The 17,811-nt window shown below is 70.2% G+C and carries 14 protein-coding genes; 2 read left to right on the top strand and 12 right to left on the bottom strand.

Annotated elements, in window-relative coordinates:
• On the top strand, positions 1 to 2,585 hold a 2,585-nt coding region (locus tag D7W81_RS29570), incomplete at its 5' end, for an ATP-binding protein (RefSeq protein WP_147445660.1).
• A gap of 7 nt (positions 2,586 to 2,592) precedes the next feature.
• On the opposite strand, the gene D7W81_RS29565 is transcribed toward D7W81_RS29570, so the two are convergent.
• Positions 2,593 to 3,429 (bottom strand): SDR family oxidoreductase, encoded by an 837-nt coding sequence (locus tag D7W81_RS29565; RefSeq protein ID WP_120558744.1) that lies wholly within the window; start codon positions 3,427 to 3,429, stop codon positions 2,593 to 2,595.
• 398 nt (positions 3,430 to 3,827) lie between these two features.
• Here D7W81_RS29565 and D7W81_RS29560 point away from each other — a divergent pair, with 398 nt between their 5' ends.
• The gene (locus D7W81_RS29560) at positions 3,828 to 5,252 is read left to right on the top strand and encodes an alpha/beta fold hydrolase (RefSeq protein ID WP_147445659.1); all 1,425 of its coding nucleotides are present in this window, start codon (positions 3,828 to 3,830) and stop codon (positions 5,250 to 5,252) included.
• A gap of 48 nt (positions 5,253 to 5,300) precedes the next feature.
• Here the strand turns inward: D7W81_RS29560 and D7W81_RS29555 are convergent, their stop codons facing one another.
• From D7W81_RS29555 to D7W81_RS29505, 11 genes are all read right to left on the bottom strand, one after another.
• Entirely contained in the window at positions 5,301 to 7,541 is a 2,241-nt protein-coding gene (locus D7W81_RS29555) for a GNAT family N-acetyltransferase (protein WP_120558742.1), read from the bottom strand.
• Between the two features lie 69 nt (positions 7,542 to 7,610).
• Positions 7,611 to 8,354: a hypothetical protein gene (locus D7W81_RS44620; RefSeq protein WP_147445658.1), complete on the bottom strand. Its 744-nt coding sequence runs from the start codon at positions 8,352 to 8,354 to the stop codon at positions 7,611 to 7,613.
• 276 nt (positions 8,355 to 8,630) lie between these two features.
• Positions 8,631 to 9,008, bottom strand: a complete 378-nt coding sequence (locus tag D7W81_RS29545; protein WP_120558740.1) for a hypothetical protein — start codon at positions 9,006 to 9,008, stop codon at positions 8,631 to 8,633.
• Between the two features lie 215 nt (positions 9,009 to 9,223).
• The gene (locus D7W81_RS29540) at positions 9,224 to 9,910 is read right to left on the bottom strand and encodes a bleomycin resistance protein (RefSeq protein WP_120558739.1); all 687 of its coding nucleotides are present in this window, start codon (positions 9,908 to 9,910) and stop codon (positions 9,224 to 9,226) included.
• On the bottom strand, positions 9,900 to 10,373 hold the full coding sequence (locus D7W81_RS29535) for a MarR family winged helix-turn-helix transcriptional regulator (protein ID WP_120558738.1): 474 nt from the start codon (positions 10,371 to 10,373) through the stop codon (positions 9,900 to 9,902). Before D7W81_RS29535 ends, D7W81_RS29540 begins: the two co-directional genes overlap by 11 nt.
• Before the next feature lie 117 nt (positions 10,374 to 10,490).
• On the bottom strand, positions 10,491 to 12,347 hold the full coding sequence (locus D7W81_RS29530; RefSeq protein ID WP_158621719.1) for a tetratricopeptide repeat protein: 1,857 nt from the start codon (positions 12,345 to 12,347) through the stop codon (positions 10,491 to 10,493).
• 419 nt (positions 12,348 to 12,766) lie between these two features.
• Positions 12,767 to 14,029, bottom strand: a complete 1,263-nt coding sequence (locus D7W81_RS29525; RefSeq protein WP_120558736.1) for a hypothetical protein — start codon at positions 14,027 to 14,029, stop codon at positions 12,767 to 12,769.
• Between the two features lie 111 nt (positions 14,030 to 14,140).
• The gene (locus D7W81_RS29520; RefSeq protein ID WP_120558735.1) at positions 14,141 to 14,776 is read right to left on the bottom strand and encodes a hypothetical protein; all 636 of its coding nucleotides are present in this window, start codon (positions 14,774 to 14,776) and stop codon (positions 14,141 to 14,143) included.
• The gene (gene rnhB / locus D7W81_RS29515) at positions 14,773 to 15,651 is read right to left on the bottom strand and encodes a ribonuclease HII (protein WP_120558734.1); all 879 of its coding nucleotides are present in this window, start codon (positions 15,649 to 15,651) and stop codon (positions 14,773 to 14,775) included. The genes D7W81_RS29520 and rnhB overlap by 4 nt, the downstream gene beginning before the upstream one ends.
• A 279-nt stretch (positions 15,652 to 15,930) precedes the next feature.
• The gene (locus D7W81_RS29510; RefSeq protein ID WP_244227512.1) at positions 15,931 to 16,320 is read right to left on the bottom strand and encodes a carboxypeptidase-like regulatory domain-containing protein; all 390 of its coding nucleotides are present in this window, start codon (positions 16,318 to 16,320) and stop codon (positions 15,931 to 15,933) included.
• 67 nt (positions 16,321 to 16,387) lie between these two features.
• Positions 16,388 to 17,811, bottom strand: a 1,424-nt coding sequence (locus tag D7W81_RS29505) for a hypothetical protein (RefSeq protein ID WP_208721496.1), incomplete at its 5' end; no start/stop codon positions are given.

Genomic DNA, 17,811 nt, shown 5'->3' with positions numbered 1-17,811 from the left:
GGCTGGTGGCGGGCGAGAGCGGCGGGGGCAAGTCGCGTCTGCTGGCTGAGTTCCGCGTCCGGGCGATGGCGCAGGGCTTCCCCGTGCTGTGCGGGCAGGCCGTCCGCGCGGGCGGTCAGCCCTACCACGCATGGCACGAGGTGCTTCGTGCGCTGATGTGCCTCACCGAGCTGGGGGACTGGGAGGCCTCGGTCTTCAAGCCCCTCGTGCCGGACATCGAGGAGGTGCTGCGCCGCCCCGTGGCGGACGCCGAGCCCCTGGCCACGGAGGCGGCGGACCAACGCCTCCTCCTCGCGGTGGAGGACATCTTCAACCGGCTGCCCCAGACCACGGTGGTCCTGCTGGAGGACCTCCAGTGGGCGGACTGTTCGACGCTGGCGCTGCTGAAGCGGCTGGCGAGGCAGGCCTCGGGGATGCGGCTGCTGCTCCTGGTCAGCTACCGGGATGATGAGCGCCCCAAGCTGCCGGAGGAGCTGCCGGGCATTCCGGTGCTGACGCTGCCCCGGCTGTCCTCCGCGGAGATCGCCCAGCTCAGCGAGTCGATGATGGGCTCGCCCGGGCGCGAGCCGCGCGTGCTGTCGCTGCTGGAGCGGGAGACGGAGGGCAACCCCTTCTTCCTCATCGAGGTCATCCGCTCGCTGGCGGAGGAGTGCGGACGGTTGGACCACATTGGCCACGTGCCCCTGCCGGCCACGGCCTTCGTCGGAGGCATCCGTGCCATCGTCGAGCGGCGGCTGGGCATGGTGCCCCCGAGGGCGCACGGGCCGCTGCGGATGGCGGCCATCCTTGGCCGGGACATCCACGAGGAGCTGCTGAATGAGGCCCACCCCGAGCTGGACGTGGCGGGCTGGCTCGTCGAGTGCGCGGACGCGGCGGTGCTGGAGGTGACGGGGAAGCGCTGGCGCTTCGCCCACGACAAGCTGCGGGAGGGGCTGCTGGACAGCCTCCCCCCCGAGGACGCACGGGCACTGCACCGCGAGGCGGCGAGGGCCATCGAGTCGGCTCACACGGATGAGGCGGGGTGGATGGCGGCGCTCGCCCACCACTGGGGCGAGGCCGGCGATGGGGCCCGCGAGGCGCGCTACTCCGAGCGGGCCGGCGAGCACGCCGTGTCCGTCAACGCCTGCTGCGAGGCCGTTCCGTACTTCGAGCGGGCCCTGGCCTTCGCCGAGACCTGTCCGGACGGTGCCCGCTGGATCACCCACCTCGAGGGCCGGTTGGCCGAGGCGCACTATCTCATGGGGGATCTGGAGCGCTGCCGCACCTATCTTGAGCGGGCGCTGGATCGCCTCGGCTGTCCCATGATGCGGCTGCTGAAGGGCTCGAAGCTGGGCGTCGTGCAGCAGGTGCTGGGAACGCTGCTCCAGTCCGCGGCGCCCTGGGCCTTCCACCTGAGGCCCTCCGAGCGTCGGCAGTCGCGCCTCGAGGAAGGGCAACTGCTGAGGATGTTGAGCGATATCCTCTTCTACGCCCAGGACGCCCCCCGGCTCCTGTGGACGGTATTCCGGCTGCTCAACGTGCTGACGCCCGCCGGGCCATCGCTGGACCTGGCCCGTGGCCGCATCATCATGGCCACGGTGCTGGGCAGCCTTCCCCCCTTGCGCCCACTGGCCGAGGGGTGGCAGGCGCGCGGCCTGGAAACCGTCGAGCGCCTGGGCGCCTCTCCCGATGTCGCCTACGCCCTGGTGCACCGCACGGTCTGCAGCATCGGATACGCCCAATGGAAGAAGGCAGAGGAGTGGGGAGAGCGGGCCAAGCAGCTCTCCGATGCCGCCCGGGACTACCGGCGCTCGGAGGAGAGCCGCATCGTGCTGCTGCTGCCCTGTTTCTACCGTGGGCAGTTCCGGCGGAGCATCGAGCTCTCCCGTGAGCTGGAGGACTCCGCGCGGCGCCGGGGCTCCGTCCAGACCCAGCATTGGGGCCCGAGCGCCCGGGGCGCGCCCCTGGTGCGCATGGGCCGGGCCAGCGAGGCCCTGCACGAACTGGAGCAGGAGCTGCCCTGGTTCGAGGCCCACGCCGGTGCATCGGAGAAGGTCGTCGTCCAGGGCGCGCTCGCGCTCGCGCTGCTGCGGCAGCACCAGGAGGCGCGGGCGCTGGAGATCGCGGACCGCGGGCTGGCGCTGCTGCGGGGGATGACGCCCGTGGCCTACTGGATCTTCGGGGGCGTCAGCTGCGTCTGCGAGGTGTACCTCCGGCTGTGGGAGCAGCGCGGCGGGGAGAAGCTTCCGGATGAGGATTCGCTGGTGCGTTCGGCGCACGAGGCCTGCAAGGCCCTGAGGAGATTCGCCAGAGCCTTCGTCCTCGGCAAGCCGTTCGCCCTGCTCTGCAATGGGCAGGAGGCCGCGCTCTCCGGGCACCCGCGCCGCGCGCTCCGGCAGTGGCGGCGCTGTGTCGGGAGTGCCCGGGCCCTGGCGATGCCCTACGAGGAAGGGCGCGCCTGGTTCGAGTTGGCGCGCCATGGGGCCGAGGAGGAGGCGGCCCGGCAGGAGTCCCTGTTGCGCGCGACGGACCTCTTCACGCGGCTCGAAGCGCTCGATGACCTGGCGCAAGTCGAGACGGCGATGGCGCAGGGCGGAGTGATGTGACCCTGCCTCACGCTCCGGATGCTGGCGGCCCGCCCTGCTCGTTCAGGACGAGGTCGAGCAGGCGCAGCGTCATTCCTCCGGTGAAGTCGATGGTCGCTCCGTTGAACCACTCCGCCTCTTCGCCCAGGAGCGAGGGGACGATGCGGGCCACCTCCTCCAGGGTACACATCCGCCCGGCGGGGTTGATGCGGCGGTGGGCCTCCTCCAGCTGTGCCAGCACCTCCGGGGTGTAGACGTGGCGGATGGCGGGGGTCATCACCGTGCCGAACTTGAGCAGGTTCACCCGGTGCCCCAGGGGGCCAAGCTCCAGCGCCAGGTGGCGCACGTAGATTTCGAGCGCCGCCTTGGCCGCGGTGATGGCGCCGCAGTTGTGGAGGAGCGACTCGGTGAGCGGGTTGGTGAGGCCCAGCAGGCGGGCCGAGGGGGTGAGCAGGTCCCTCTCCATCAGGGCCTGGGCCCAGTAGACGAAGGAGTGGGCCATGGCCTCGAAGGTCCGCGCGAGCTGGCGGGGATGAAGGGGTGGCTTGTCGCCCGTGATGAACCGCCCCACCGAAGCGCTGGCGAGCGCATGGACGAAGAGCTTGACGGAGCGGGGGCCCGCGGTGGCGAGGAGGGCGTCGGCGCCCCGCGCCACGCCCTCCGGGGTGCCGGCATCTCCCCGCATCATCACCATGCGGCGGCCCGTGGCGAGCACCTGTTGCTCCACCTCCGCGGCCTGTTCCAGGTAGCGCCCCCGGTGCATCCCGAAGACGTGGAGGCCCGGCTGGCGCGCCACCTGGACCGCGATGGCGGCACCCGATCCCGAGGACGCTCCCACGATGAGGGCCCACGGCCCCGCGCTCATGGGGCTTCTCCGCGCCGTGTCAGTGATTGGAGCCATTCCCGCGCAATGCGTGTCACGACCGATCCTCCCTGGGCCTCAGGACAGGACATCCACCGGCCCCGGGAATATTAGGGAGCGGGTGCCCTGCCGAGCTGTCCCAGGACGTCGCGGCGGTCGAGATAGAGGTGATAGTCGACGATGGCGCCGTCCTGGACTCGCCAGAGAATCGCCAGATGTCGACCGCCGGGACGTCAAGGCTCCTGCCAGTCGCGGGAACCAAAGGCGTGCAGCTCTCTCCCTCCACGGCCGCCAGGCCGCGCTCCCCGATGGGCATGGCGGATGTTCAGCGGGCCAGGACCGAATGAATTGCGCGCGTGGGTCCCCTCTGGGAAGTTCCCGGGCCCACTCGGAGCGTGAACATGAAATGCCCCACTTTCGCAGCCGTGGCCGCCCTCTGGGGTGCACTCATTCTGGGCAGCCTCGCGCACGCGTCCGAGCAGGGCACGGCGAAGCGTGCCGATGAATTCGTCGGGTGCCCGGACGCGAAGACGGATGCCGCCCTCGCCGGTTCCCACTGCGCTCGCTTCAGCGCACCGCTGGACTACGCGGACCCGGGCCGTGAGCGGATCGAGCTCTTCGTCCGCAAGTTCCCGGCCCCGGGGAAGTCGGCCGGGCAGGTCTGGCTCGTGGCGGGTGGGCCCGGCGAGTCAGGGGCTTCGTTCTACCCGCTGCTGAAGACCCTGCGGGCCGCCTTCCCGGGACATGACCTGCTGGTCCCTGATCATCGCGGGACGGGCTTCTCCAGCCGGCTCTGCCAGAAGGAGGAGGCCGCCGACAGTGCGGGGGGCGCCGCGCTCGAAGGCGCCGAGTGGGCGACCTGCTTCGAGGCGCTGGAGTCCGACTCCAAGCGCACGCGCGCCTTCACCATCACCCACTCCGCCCGCGATCTGCACGCGCTGATGGAGCGCTACTCCGCCGGCCGGAAGACGTGGCTCTATGGAGTCTCCTACGGCACGCAGCTGGTGTTGCGCATGATGACGGTCGCTCCGCCGCGGCGCCTGGATGGGATCGTCCTCGACTCCCTCGTCCCTCCGGAGACGAGCGAGCAGTGGGACCTCAGTCATCGCTCGGCCGTCGTCGATGAGGTGGGCCGCGCGGTGCTCGCGCAATGCGACGCGGACCCGGGCTGCCGTGCGCGGCTCGAGGGCTCGGCGGTCGCCGCCATGCAGGCGCTCGTGGACGATCCGAAGGTGTCCTCGGCGGTCCCCGGGGGGCGTCCGAAGCTGTTCTTCGGAGCCCTGCTGGACAGCCCGGCGCTGCGGGCGCGGATTCCCCTCGTCCTCTCGGGCCTCAGGGGCGGGGACCTCGAGCCGTTGCGGAAGGTTGAACAGGACCTGGAGGCACTGGGCGGCCAGTTCGACCGTTTCCCGCAGTCCTCGGTTTCCATCCCGCTCGTCGCCGTGATCAGCGCCTCCGAGAACAACGCCCGGCCCGGCCTCACCCAGGCGCAGGTGGAGTCCGAAGCCGCCGGGCTCCTGTTCGTCAGCAGCCTGCCGGGTCAGCTCGTCGGGCGAACGTCGCTGGCCTATCCGCGCGACGAGTGGTTCGGCCGGTCTCCCACCGCGCTTCCGCCGGTGCTGATTCTCCAGGGCGACATGGACCCCAAGACGCCCCTTGCCGGCGCCCAGGCCCATCTGCGCCTCCTGCCCGAAGCTGGCGTCAACCTGTTCACCGTCAAGGGTGGGCCGCACTTCCTGCTCTTCACGGCGCCAGGGTGCTTCAAGTCCGCGGTGAGCACCTTCGTCCAGAAGCGGCGTGCTCCTCGCGCGGCTTGTTCGCTTTGACCCCGGGCTCCACCGCCCAGGCGTGCCGGTGACGTCCGGAGAAAGGGCCTACGGCGTCACGTCCGGGGGCCCTGACAGGGGAAGCTCGACGAAGAAGCGGGCGCCGTCGCCCACCGCGCTCCGCACGTGGATGCGGCCGCCGTGCGCCTCGACGATGTGCCGGACGATGTGGAGGCCCAGGCCCAGGCCGCTCACCTCGCTCGCGGTGACGAGCCGCTCGAAGCGCTCGAAGATGCGGTGTTGATGCTCCGGGGCGATGCCAGGCCCGCGGTCCTCCACCTCCAGCACGGCGTGGTCGTCCCGGGCATGGAGGCTGACGGTGAGCGGCGTGCCGGGCGCGTACTTGAGCGCGTTGGTCAGCAGGTTCGCGAGCACCTGCTCCAGCCGGACCCGGTCCCAGCGGCCCACCAGCCCCGGCACGAGCCGCAGCGTGAGCGTGTGGCCTGCCTCGGTGAGCTGCTGCTCGAAGCGCTCCACCACCTCGCGCGCGACGTCGCCCAGGTCCACCCGCTCCAGGTGCAGTTGCAGCCGGCCCGCGGCGATGCGGGAGATGTCCAGCATGTCATCCACCAGCCGGCCGAGCCGGTCGATGGAGCGCTCCGTCTGCTCCACCATGCGGGTGACACGCTCGGGGGTGAACGCCGCCGGGTCCTGGGCCTCGATGCGCTTGCGCATGTGCTGCGACAGCAGCTTCATGGAGGTGATGGGCGTGCGCAGCTCGTGCGAGGCGATGGACAGGAAGGTGTCACGCGACGTGACGGCCTCCTGCACCCGCTGGAAGAGCCGGGCGTTGTCCATGGCCACGGCGACCTGCGCCGCCAGTCCCGCCACCAGCCGCTCCTCGCGCGCGGTGAAGACGCCGGGCGTCGGGTGGCCGAAGAACAGCCCGCCAATCACCTCGCCCGAGCGCGAGGTCACGGGCACCGCCAGATAGCTGCGCACCGGCAGGTGCCCTTCAGGCATCCCCCGGCGAGGGGCGTTGTGGCCGTAGCGCGGGTCCTTCGTGATGTCGTCGCTGCGGATGATGCCCTCGCCCTTGAAGGTGGGCTCGAAGACGCGGGTCGCGCGCGGCATGGGGAACTTCGAGAAGGACTCCCGGGGCACGCCGCTGAGCGTGTAGAGCATGTACGCCTGCCCCCGCTCATCCAGCACGTTGTAGAAGAACGCGCCGAACGCGGCCCGGGTGAGCTGGGTGGCGGCATCCGTCACGCCCTGCACCAGTTTCTCCAGTTGCAGCTCCGCGCCCAGTGCCTGGCCCGTGCTGTTGATGATCTCCAGGTTCTGGAGTGAGTCGTTCTTCTCGATGAGCGTCTGGCGCAGGGACTCCTCGAGCTGCCGCTCGGCGGTGATGTCCTGGGAGATGCCCTCGAAGTGCCGCACGCGCCCCTCGGCGTCGTGGAAGATGGAGCCCGTGAGGTGCACCCACTTGATGGGGGCTCCCTCGCCCGGGTCGATGCGGAAGCGCAGCGTGAAGGGGGCCCGCTGCTTCAGGGCGCGCAGCGCCGCGTCCCACACCCGCTCCCGGTCCTCCAGGTGGATGCGCTCCCACAGGTGGGCGGGGGTCACCGCTCCGTCCGCGGGCAGGGCGCAGTGCACGCGGGAGATGGCATCGCAGACGATGGTGTCCCGGGTCAGGTCGCGGGACCAGCGTCCGATTCCCGCCGCGGCGAGCACCTTCTCGGAGCGCTCCTGCTCCTCCTGCCGCCGCGGCGCATGCTGGCGCTCGGGCGTGCTCCAATCCCAGCACACCACGGCCCAGGTGTCCGTGGCGTCCTCGTAGGTGTGGAGGGTGCGGAAGCCCACCCGCTCATGCGCGTGCATCGAGCGGCGGTTGTGCACGGAGACCTCCGTGACGACGCAGTCGAAGCGGCCCCGGAGCTGCTCGCGGTGCTGCTGGTAGAGCGCGTCGAACAGCCCCTGGCCCCGGTGGGCCTTGTCGATGCAGATCTGCCCCATCACGTAGAAGCGCTGGTCCCTGAGCGGGCGGCCTCTGTCTTCGAGCTGTTCGATGAGCGCGAACATCGGCTCCAGCACGGGGACCAGCTCCCGGCACTCGCGGGGCATCACCAGGGCGTACGCCACGAGCTCGGAGCCGTGGAGGGCGATGATGCTGGGGGCCACCGCGTGCATGCGCTCCAGCGTGGCCAGGTCATGCGCCACGGTCACGAAGCCCTGCGTGCGCCGCTCGTCCTCGGACAGCGTCTGCTTCAGGTTCCGGCGTTGCAGGGCCAGGACCTGTTCGAGCTCCGCGCGGGATTGGACGGCCCTGATGACGTAGGGACTGGGCATGGCCCGGGAGCATAGGGCTCCCGCGCCAGGAAATAAGCGTCTACGGCAGGATGCCTGCGTGGCCGGTCCTCAGGGAGCGCAGCCTGGATCGGCTGGACTCCAGGTGTATTGGGAGTCCAGCGTCAGCTTCTGTTCCACCACGGCGCCGCTCATTCCGCGCGCGGTCAGGCGGAAGGTCTGCTCGGGCGCCGTGCCCGAAACCTCGGCGCGGTAGATGAAGTGACAGCCCGCCGTCCACGTGGCATCGGGGACCGGCGCGCGGGAGCCGTCGAGGCAGGGCTCCGGAAGGAAGCCCACCTGGGGAGCGCTCTCCGAGTAGCGGTCCTTCTCCTGGAAGTACGCCTTCTGCGCCGTGAAGAGCGACTTCAGGTTGAAGGCCCCTTCGCACAGGGGGGCTGGCAGGGGTGTCCCCTCCGGCCGGCGCACGCCATGGCACTCCTCAAGGACGAGCGACGGGGGCCACACGCGCACGGGCTGCCCGTCCGCGTTCCCATCTGTCATTGCGTAGGTGAGCCCCTCGGCGAGGCCGCCCACGCCCACCGCTCGCACGCTGTAGGTGGTGTCATTGGGCGTCGAGCCGGCCACCGAGACCGCATAACGGAAGTGGCAACCCGCGAGCCACGCCTCATCCGGCGGCGTGGGCACCCGGCTGCCATCCGCGCACGGCGCCAAGGGGGTGAGCCTGCTGACATCCGCCGTCCATGCGTCCTTCTCCCCAAAGTACGCATGTTGCGCCACCATCAGCTCCCTGAAGCCGAGGAGCGCTTCGCACCGCAGCCGCTCGCGCAATTCCGACTCGGTGCTGCTCGGCAAGGACGTGACCGGCGCGGGCGCGCTGGCCTTGACCGGAGCGGGCGCCGGCCGTGAGGGCGCGGGCGGGAGAGGTTTCTCCGGACGCTCACAACCGCCGAGCACTGCAAGCGCCGAGACGAGAGGGAACACTCGGAATGAGAGGCTTCGCACGCGGGACTCCTCGGGGTCGCATTTCCAGACATCCATCATGGCGGTTCTTGGGCTCTCATTGCCAGGATGGACTCACGGCCCCGGAGCGGCCTCGGTGATTCGAGGCCGACCCGGCTTCGTGCGGGCCTACTGGTCCTTCAGGTTCCAGCCAATCTGGACGAGCCCGGTCGTCCTGCACTTCACCGTGTGGTCCTCGAGCGACGTGCTCGCGATGGAGAGCGTGACGGCCTCACCGCTCGACATGGTGAAGGTGAAGTCGGAGCGGTGGCCCATGCCGGACGGGCCGCAACCGGTGACGACGATCTTGGCGGTGTAGACGTCGCCCTCGTAGCTCTCGATGGAGATCTTCTGCACGTACGAGCCGCCGTCGCCCTTGATGCACTGCGAGAGGTCCGTGCTGCCGTTGATCGACACCAGGGCGGAGCCGGGGAGCATCGGGCCGCCGGTGGCCGTGCCGATGGAAGCGCCGCAGTTGGTGGAGGTGAAGGTATTGATGCTGGCCATGGTGGGTCGCTCCTGGATTGCGATGAGGTGGTGGGCCCGAGCGGCTTCGTGCCGCTCGCGACGAACCCGCTCAGTACACGCGGCGTGCCAGCGTGCAGACGCCGTGATCCGCGCGCTCCAGGCCCGCTGCCGGCCCTTTCGACGCGTCGAAGCCCCATGTTCCACACCGTTCGACGTGTCGAAGCGTGTCGAAGCGTGTCGAAGCCGGGGGCCGCCTACGCCTGGCTTTGGGTGAGTTGGCGGAGTGCTTCTCGCTCTGACGCCAGAAGGGGAAGGGTGCCGGCCTCCCGCGCGAGCTCCAGGGCTCGGGGCGTGTCCCCCAGGGCCATGGCCAGCTCCGCCCGGGCCACGAGTGCCTTTGCCCGCTCCACCGTCGTCCCGGCGCCGTCCTTCTTCAGCGCGACGTCCAGGACCTTCGCGGCGGCGGCGTCATCGCCCTTGAAGTCGCGCAGGCGCCGGGCGGTCTTGAGGGCATTGCCGAGGAGGGACGTTGGAGCGTCCGCATCGTCTCCGTAGCCCGCCGGTTCGTCCCTCCGGATGAACATGAGGGAGTTGCCGGAGGGGTCGACGACGGTGAAGCGCGTCTGTCCCTTCTTCATGCGAGTCATTCGCGGGAGGCCCCGGAGGGGAAGCCGGCCATAGGCCTTTCGCAGCGAGGCCAGGAAGCGCGCGTGCAGCGCCTCCACCTCGTCCACGATGATCAGACAGCTGCTGAAGGCCTTCTGTGGATCCAGCCCCTTCAGGCCGAAGAAGTGGAGCTGGGCGCCACCCCGGCGCGTCGCCGCGTAGGGGTTCGGAGCCCTCTGCTGGTACGTCACCTCGAAGCCCAGCAGGGCGTAGAACTCGAGCGTCGGCGCGATCTCCACGCAGGGGAGCAGGGGAATGCAGGCGTCACCCTTCATGGGAGCGCCCCTCCACGGCCAGGTCCTTCTCCAGACGCAGGCGGGCCTCACGGACGCCCTCGACCGCCGCGGCCAGGAGCTTCGGGGGGAGACTCGAGCCCAGCCGGTCCGCCCACTCGGCATGCGCCTGTTCGACCTTGCGCAAGGCCCGGCGCCCGGCGGCGGTGAGCGAGACGCACTTCGCTCGCTGGTGATGCGGGTTCTCGACGTACTCCACGAACCCGTCGCTCGCGAGCGCGTCCGCCGTCTGCTGCACGCTCTGCCGCGCCAGCCCCATCGTGCGCGCCACCGCCGCCACCGTGGCGGGGCCATGGTCGATGACACCCAGCACCTGCCAGCGGGCGCTCGTCAATCCCGCTGGAGCGCTCAGCCGGTCCCCGGCCTGGAGCAGCAGCCCGTTCAACTGGAACACCTCCAGCACCAGGGCGCTGAAGGTCTCTGCTTTCTGCGTCAGTGGCGGCATGGACAGGAACCTGTCAAGACGACAGGGGACTGTCAATATGCGCCTGCGCAGGGGAGGGGTCCTCATGGAGGAGGGCGTCCCCGTGAGTCCGACGTGTTTGTATTCCCGGAGGACCCGTCAGCTGTCCTGCTCGGTGCGTAGCGCCTCTCGCAACCCCGACAACTTCTCCTCCACCTCGGCACGGTCTTCGGCATCGGGCTGGAGCCGCAGATAGGTGGAGAGGTCCGCGATGGCCTCGGCTCGCCGGCCCAGGTCAGAGAGGACGACGGAGCGGTTCTGGTGGAACTCGGGGGTGTCGGGTGCCAGCGACACGGCGCGGTCCAGGTCGGCCAGGGAAGCCTGCAAGCGGCCCGCCTCGTAATGCAGGACGGCCCTGCTGGCCAGGACGGGCGCGTCGTCGGGCGTCAGCTGGAGCGCGGCATCGTAATCCGCGAGGGCTTGTTCCACTCGACCCAGAAGCTCATGGGCCTGAGCCCGTCCCACCAGCGTCAGCACGTTCTCGGACTCGAGGGCGAGGGCGGAAGAATACGCCCGGATGGCGTCCTCCGCCCGCTCCATGGCGCGGTAGCACTGACCGAGGTTCACCCATATCGCCGCGGAGGGTGGCCCCAGCGTGAGGGCCTTCTGGAAGTCCGCCTCCGCTTCCAGGAGGCGACCGGCCTTGAAGGCCGCCACCCCGCGCATGCCGTAATAGTCCGCCTGGCTCGGGTCGATGGCGATCGCCGCCGAGTAGTGGGTGAGCGCCTCGTCATGAGCGCCCATGACGAGGAACAACTCCGCGAGCCGGAGCATGAGCGCCGCTCGCTGCAAGGGCCGTTCGTCCGGGCCGTAGTGCGCGTCGAGGAGCGCCAACGAGGCCTGGCAGATGCGCAGCGCCTCCTCCGGCTTTCCCTCCTGCAGCCGCACCAGTGCGAGCGCATTGTTGATGAGGAGGGTCATCGTCCGGGCCTCGTTCGTGGCGGGTTCGAGCCGTGACACCTCCTCGGTGGCCTTTTGCACGCACTGCTCCGCTGTCCGCAGGTCGCGCGTGGGCAGGTAGCGCGCGTGGTAGACGGCCAGGGTGTAGTAGGCACGTGCGAGCAGCGCGGGTGCGTCGCTCTTCGCGAGGACTTCTTCCTCCAGGAGACGCGCTGCCTGCGCTGCCCTTCCGGTCGCGGCGAGACAGGCAGAGAGCTTGCCCAGGATGTCCCAGCGCGCTTTCGGATCGCCGCTGGACAGGGCATCCAGCGCGTGAAGGAGCGGCTCGCCGTACCGGAGCGCGTCCTCGTAATAGCCCTGGCGGACGCACAGTCGCAGCCCCTCGGTCCGCCACCGCAGCGCGTTCTCGGGCTCCGCACTCTGCTCCCAGAGCTTGATGAGGCGCGGAAGGCTGGCCTCCACGGCTTCCGGTTCGCCCTGGACCCTGTGCTCCAGTTCGCGCGCGGCCTGGGCATGGGCATGCTGGACCTCCGCAGCCACCGGAGCTGGGTCCTGGGGCTCGGGCGCAAGGCGAAGGCGCGCCCTGGAGACCCGGCAAGCACGGGACAGCTCCGTGCAGGTCGCATCGCCCTCTCCGGGGTCGACGACGACCAGGAGTGTCAGGTCCAGGTGGGTGCCCTGGCGGCGCACGAGCTCGCGAAAGAACCGGCGCGACAGGGCTCCCGCGCGTCCGAAATGTTCGCAGACGAGGAGCCATGGACCTCGCGCGGTGTCGGCGGAATGGAATCCGGCCAGCAACGCGATGGCCCCATGCAGGAGCCGGTCCGCTCGCTCCAGCGCATGAATCTGAAACCGTTCCTCGTCCGAGGCGAGATCGACGAGGGACTGGTGGCGAGGCCGAATCGTCTCCCGGAGCTGGGGCAGGATCGCCACGAGTTCGGTGTCGTGCGAGACCAGGAGGGAAGGTGCCACGGCCCGGATGCGCGGGAGCAGCGCGCCGAGCAGTTCAGCGACTCCGGCCCAGACGCCTCCTCGCGAAAAGTCGCAGTCGAGCACCTGGCTGAAGAGGGTCTTTCCTGCTCGGGCCCTCGCGAGCCACCCGGCGAGGACCTCGCGGCGCTCCGGTCCAGGCTCCGCTTCCAGGACGAGTACCCGCTCCCCTGCGGACAGGGGAGGGGACTGCAAGTCGTTCTGCCAGTTCATGGGCACGGATTCTATCCGTGGCCCGGGCAGGTCAGAACTGGGTGGGGAAGATTGCCCACACGAAAGTGGCAGTCTTTACGGTCTCGGTGGTGCGAATGGTGCGCTTCTTCATGGCATTGCCCCCTTGAGTGAATCCCTGGCGATGACGGGAAATCCGCTCTCGCTGAAGTCATGCTAGGGAGGCCGTTCATTGACTGTCAACAGCTTGGGGCCTCGAATGCCAGACAGTGCGCATGGAACTCGAGCATCGGCGCGAACGTCACGCATCGGCCCTACGCCTCCGCGGCTGGTTCGGTCGCCGGGCCGGAGATGCCGATGGCGCCCGCGTTGTCGCGCATGAAGGCGTCCAGCTCCTCGGCGGTGACCTCGATGGGCGTCCGGCAGTCGGAGGCTGGATCGCACACGATGAAGTTGCCCTCCGGCGTCACGCCCACCACCGCGACCAGGTGCTCCTTGGCACCACCGCCCCGGGCCCAGGTGTCACCCTTGGTGTCCTGGACGACGATGGGGAGGCCATCCTTGCCCGTGGCCGCGACGCCCGGCGTGTCGCTCTCCTTGTAGAGGACGTTGTTGGGGCCCACCAGCCCTGCGGGGGTGCCCGGGGGGGCCTGCGCGGGCGGCTCGACGAAGGTCCCGGAGATGACCACCGACATGCCGCCGGGATCGATGGCCTTCCGGATGCTCTCCGAGTCCGCGGCCACGTCCTCGCAGGTCCCGCCCGCGGCCTCCACCGCGTTCTTCACGTCCGGGAAGCCGGTGTACTGGGAGTTTTCGCTCTTCAGCGAGTACACCGTCTCATTCGCGTCGGTGGTCATCACGCCGTCGCTGTCTGTATCGCTCTCGTGATTGCCCCAGTAGCGCACGGCCTGCACATCCGCGCCGGCGGTGCCGTTGTGCTCGATGCCGGGGATGGAGGGGATGTCGAGCCCCTCGTTCTGCATCGCCATCAGCGTGGACGTGGGGCCGCAGTTGGCATTGGAGCCGTCGCCTCCCACCTGCTTCTCCGCGTCGAACTGATTGACGTAGATGTCCTGGAACTTGTCCGCGGCGTCCGTCTGGTTGCGCCCGGCCCGATACGTCTTGGTATCGGCAGCGGTCATCTCCTTGGTGAGGCTCATGCGGACCCAGCCCTGCTGCTGCCTGTTGGCATCCTGGACGTAGACGAAGTCGCCCCGGACCGCGGGACCGTTGTCCGGCGGCGCGGCGACTTGCAGCTTCGTTCCCTTGTAGAAGAGGACACCCTGTCCGGATTCCGCGCTCGGCCCCGGACGCTGGTAGACGTTCTCTGGGGTGGAGACGATCAGCCACTCCCCCGGGGTCATGTTCGTATCTCCCTGCACGTTCGGCGTCAGGGCGACGGGCGGCGGGTTCAGCGCGACCAGCGGCGAGGTGCCGCGCTCGAACGAGGACACGGCGAAGTTCGTGACGGCCTTGGCGGCGGGCTGGAGCGGCGGTGCGACCGTCTTCTCGACAGCGGCGTTCGCGACAGTGCGCAGCACGGGCCCCAGGGCACGGCGGATTCCATCCGAAAACATGTGTCACTTCCCCCTCTACACGGCGAAAAACCGCCGTGCGGATGAGGAGATGAAAGCGTTTGCCGCGTCGGCAGGCGAATTAAAGCGGATTAATTCTCCCGCCCGGCCGCCTCACCGCGCCCGCTGCAGGTGGATCATGGCCTCATCCAGCAGCGCGGCCACGCCCCGGCGCACCACGTGCACGACCTTGCGGTGATGTGACGAAGCCAGGTGCGTGTAGTGGGTGGACACCTTGTGGTGCAGCTCCGTGGCGCCCCACACCAGCACCAGGTCCGCCCACTCCAGGTCGCTCTTCGCGCGGTCCGCCGTGCGGCGCTCCGTGCCGTCCACCATGCGCAGGGAGATGTGGCCGCCCAGCTTCGTCTCCAGCTCCTCGCGCACCGCGGGCGAACCGCCCACCACCACCACGCGCTGCACGCCGCGCTGGTGGCACATCTCCAGAAAGGCCACCTCCGCGCGCCGGTTGGCGGAACCGCCGCACCGCGCGCAGTGGCTCCGGGGCTCCACGCGCAGGGGCTCCCGGCCGCTCGCCGTCGCTACCTGGAGGCAGGCCGCGTCCGCGCACACCTGGAAGAAGCGCTCGGTCAGCACCTCGGCCGCACGCAGGAGCTTGGGCTCGCTCATCCGCGACTTGCCGGGCCGCGTGAGGCCGGCCTCCTCCAGCACGCCCCGGGCCCGCACACGCGCGTCCATCAGCGTGACGCCCCGCTCCGCCAACCACCCGTCGATGTCCCGGTCCGCGCTCATCGCTTCGCCATTGGGACAGGAGTAGCGGCGAACAGCTCCGACTGCATCGGAACGGGCCCGGAGGGCTGCGCCAGTCCGAGCGCCTCGCGCACCGGGCCGAAGCTCCGGCGGTGGATGGGCAGCACGCCCAGGGCCTGGATGGCCTGCACATGCTGCGCGGTGGGGTAGCCCTTGTGCGCCGCCAGCCCATAGCCGGGGTAGCGCGCGTCCAGCTCCGCCATCAGCCGGTCGCGCGTCGTCTTTGCCAGCACGGACGCCGCCGCGATGCTCAACGACAGCGAGTCCCCCTTGATGATCCCCCGCTGCGGCGAGGGGCACTGGGGAATCGTGCGCGCGTCCACCAGCACGTAGTCCGGCGTCAGCCCCAATCCCTCCACCGCGCGCCGCATGGCCAGCAGGCCCGCGTGGTAGATGTTGAGCTGATCAATCTCCTCCACCTCCGCCCGGCCCACCGCCCACGCCACCACGTCGCGCTTGAGGGCTTCCGCCAGCGCCTCGCGCTTGTCCGGGTCCAATATCTTCTTCGAGTCGTCCAGCCCCTTGAGCTTGTAGCCCCGGGGCAGGATGGCCGCGGCCGCGACGACGGGGCCCGCGAGCGGCGCCATGCCCGCCTCGTCCACGCCCGCCACCTTCAGCAGGCCCTGCTCCCACAATTCCGTCTCGAACTTCAGCAGGTGCCGCAGCCGCTGCCCCTCCGCCCGGTTCTTCTCCTGACGCGAGCGCAGCTTTCGCGCGAGCGCCTGCGCGCCCTGACGGGGATCGGCTTCCAGCGCTTCCAGCAGACCCTGGGGAACGGGCTGCGCCTGGGTGACGTACCGCCCGGTCAGCTCGGAGACCGAGCATTCGAGCAGCGCCTGCACACTCTCTGCGGACATGGGGGACCTTCGGGATTGCCTACCCGGCGGGTAGCGCGGTTGCACGGCTTACTGGGGTGGGGGAACACCAGTGCCGCGACAACACGTCCGCACGCACGCCGTCAGGCCAGACGGGCGGGCGGCGAGGCTGGAGGAGAGCCGGACCGACGCGGAGGCGCGCATGCGGGCTTGACGCATGGCGTAAGTGGTACCGCGCGCGGCCGGGTGTGCACAACCGCCGGACAGTCTGGAGCGGCGGATTTTCCGCGCGCTCCCGTCCTCACTGGCAGGTCTTCCCGCTCAATCCTGGAGCTTGAGCGTCACCGTGTCCGGAACAGGCGTGCAGTGACAGGCGTCGCACGTCCATTCCACGCGCTCCGCGAGCGTCACGTGCGAGCCCGCGGTGGCCACCACGCGGATGGGGCTGGGCGCGAGCGTTTCGTTGATGGCCGTGGTGAGGCCCCGGTCATCCGTCACGCCGGTGATGCTGACGTTGCTCTCCAGGTTGGTGGCCGTCACGGAGGCGCCCTGGATGTACGCGCCGTCCGACGACATCACCACCACGCGCAGCGACATCGGCTCCGCGCAGGTGTCCTCGTGGCGATTCGCGCTGGGGGCATCATCACAGCCCGTCACCAGCACGCTCGCGAGGAGCCCCAACCAACCATACCGCTTCAACTGCTTCCCCATCCCCACGCCCCCAACCCGTCCCATGCACTGAATCTGGTACCGGAGGACGGGTGCTGCAATGCGTGTGTCAGGCGGCGGGCGTCAGCCGCGCATGGGCAAAACGTGCGGCCTCCGTGTCCGGATAGCGATGCAGGATGTACCGGTAGATTTCCTCCGCGCGCACCGTGTTTCCCAACTTCTCCCCCTGCACGCGCGCCAGCAGCACCAGCGCACGGGGCGCGGTGGGCTCTTCGGGCGCCGTGTCCGCCGCGGCTTCCAACGCTTTGACCGACAGTGGGAAATCTCCTTCCACCGCCGCGGCCTGTCCAATGAACAGATGGTGTGACGGCGAAAGCTTCAGGCGGGGCAGAACGTGGAGCGCGCCATACAGCGCCAGTGCCTTCGCCACGTCGCGCGCGCCCACGGCCTCGCCCAGCTCCGCCACCTGCCGGGCCTGGGCCGCCGCGAGCCCGGCTTCGTCGGGCGCGGGGACCTCGGGCACCGGGGACTCGCGCAGGGACACGGGCGCGTGCTGGGGCAGGGTGTCACCCAGCGCGGGCTCCAGGAACTCGCGCGCGGGCAGGTAGCCCAGCGCGTCCCCGTGCACGTACAGCACGAGCCCCAGCAGGTTCGCGGCGGCGAAGGGCACCAGGCACGTGAGCACCTCCGCGACCCATCCGGAGACGAGGAGCAGCAGCGACAGGCCGGACACCCACTCCGCGGTCCCGTGCAGCGCGACGTGGACGCAGGCCAGCAGCACGAACACCCCCGTCACCAGCCCCGCGTCCCGCCCCACCGCCCGGAAGCACCGGAGCGTGCGCAGGGGGTTCAGCGCGGCGAACACCGACTGCGACGTGGCGGCCAGGAGCAGCGCCCACGGCAGCCACAGGAGCCCCAGGCCGGCGAGCCCCCAGAAGAGCGGGTCCTCCAGCACGACGGGCTGCCCCAGGGCCTGCAGCGGGAGCATGAGCCGCCCGACGATGTCGAAGCCGGACGCAGGGGGCAGCAGGTGCCAGGCGCGCGCGAACGCGGGCACGAAGACCCCCGCGGTGACGCCCAGGCCGCGCAGGCCCGGGAGGAGGTTGTCCTGGAGGAGGGTGGTGAAGCCGGGGCCCTCCGGATCCGCGTCGCCCCGGGCCGCGCTGCGCACGAGCGCGAAGAAGGCGGACCAGAAGACGCCCAGCGCGAGCACCATGGGCAGCACCACCAGGATGCGCACGCCCATCCCGAGCAGGCGCAGCACGGCCAGCATCGCGCTGACGGCCAGGAGCGTCTGCAGGCCCGGTCCGGTGAAGGGAAAGCGCAGGGCGTCCGGCAGGCGGCTCCGCAAGGCGCGCTGGGAGCGGTGGCGCAGCAGCACGTTCGCCGTGCCCGCGCACCGCACGCAGACGGTGTACTCCACCGGGCCCATGCGGCGGGTCTCCACGCACGCGGGACACAGGAAGGTCTCGCAGCTTTCACAACGCCAGCCGGCGGCGGCCGCCGGGTGGGCCGAGCAGGAGGTGGGGCTGT

The sequence above is a fragment of the Corallococcus aberystwythensis genome (assembly GCF_003612165.1).
Classification (GTDB): Bacteria; Myxococcota; Myxococcia; order Myxococcales; family Myxococcaceae; genus Corallococcus; species Corallococcus aberystwythensis.
The sequence above is the reverse complement of the archived record's forward strand: the minus strand, read 5'-3'. Positions and strand labels throughout refer to the sequence as shown.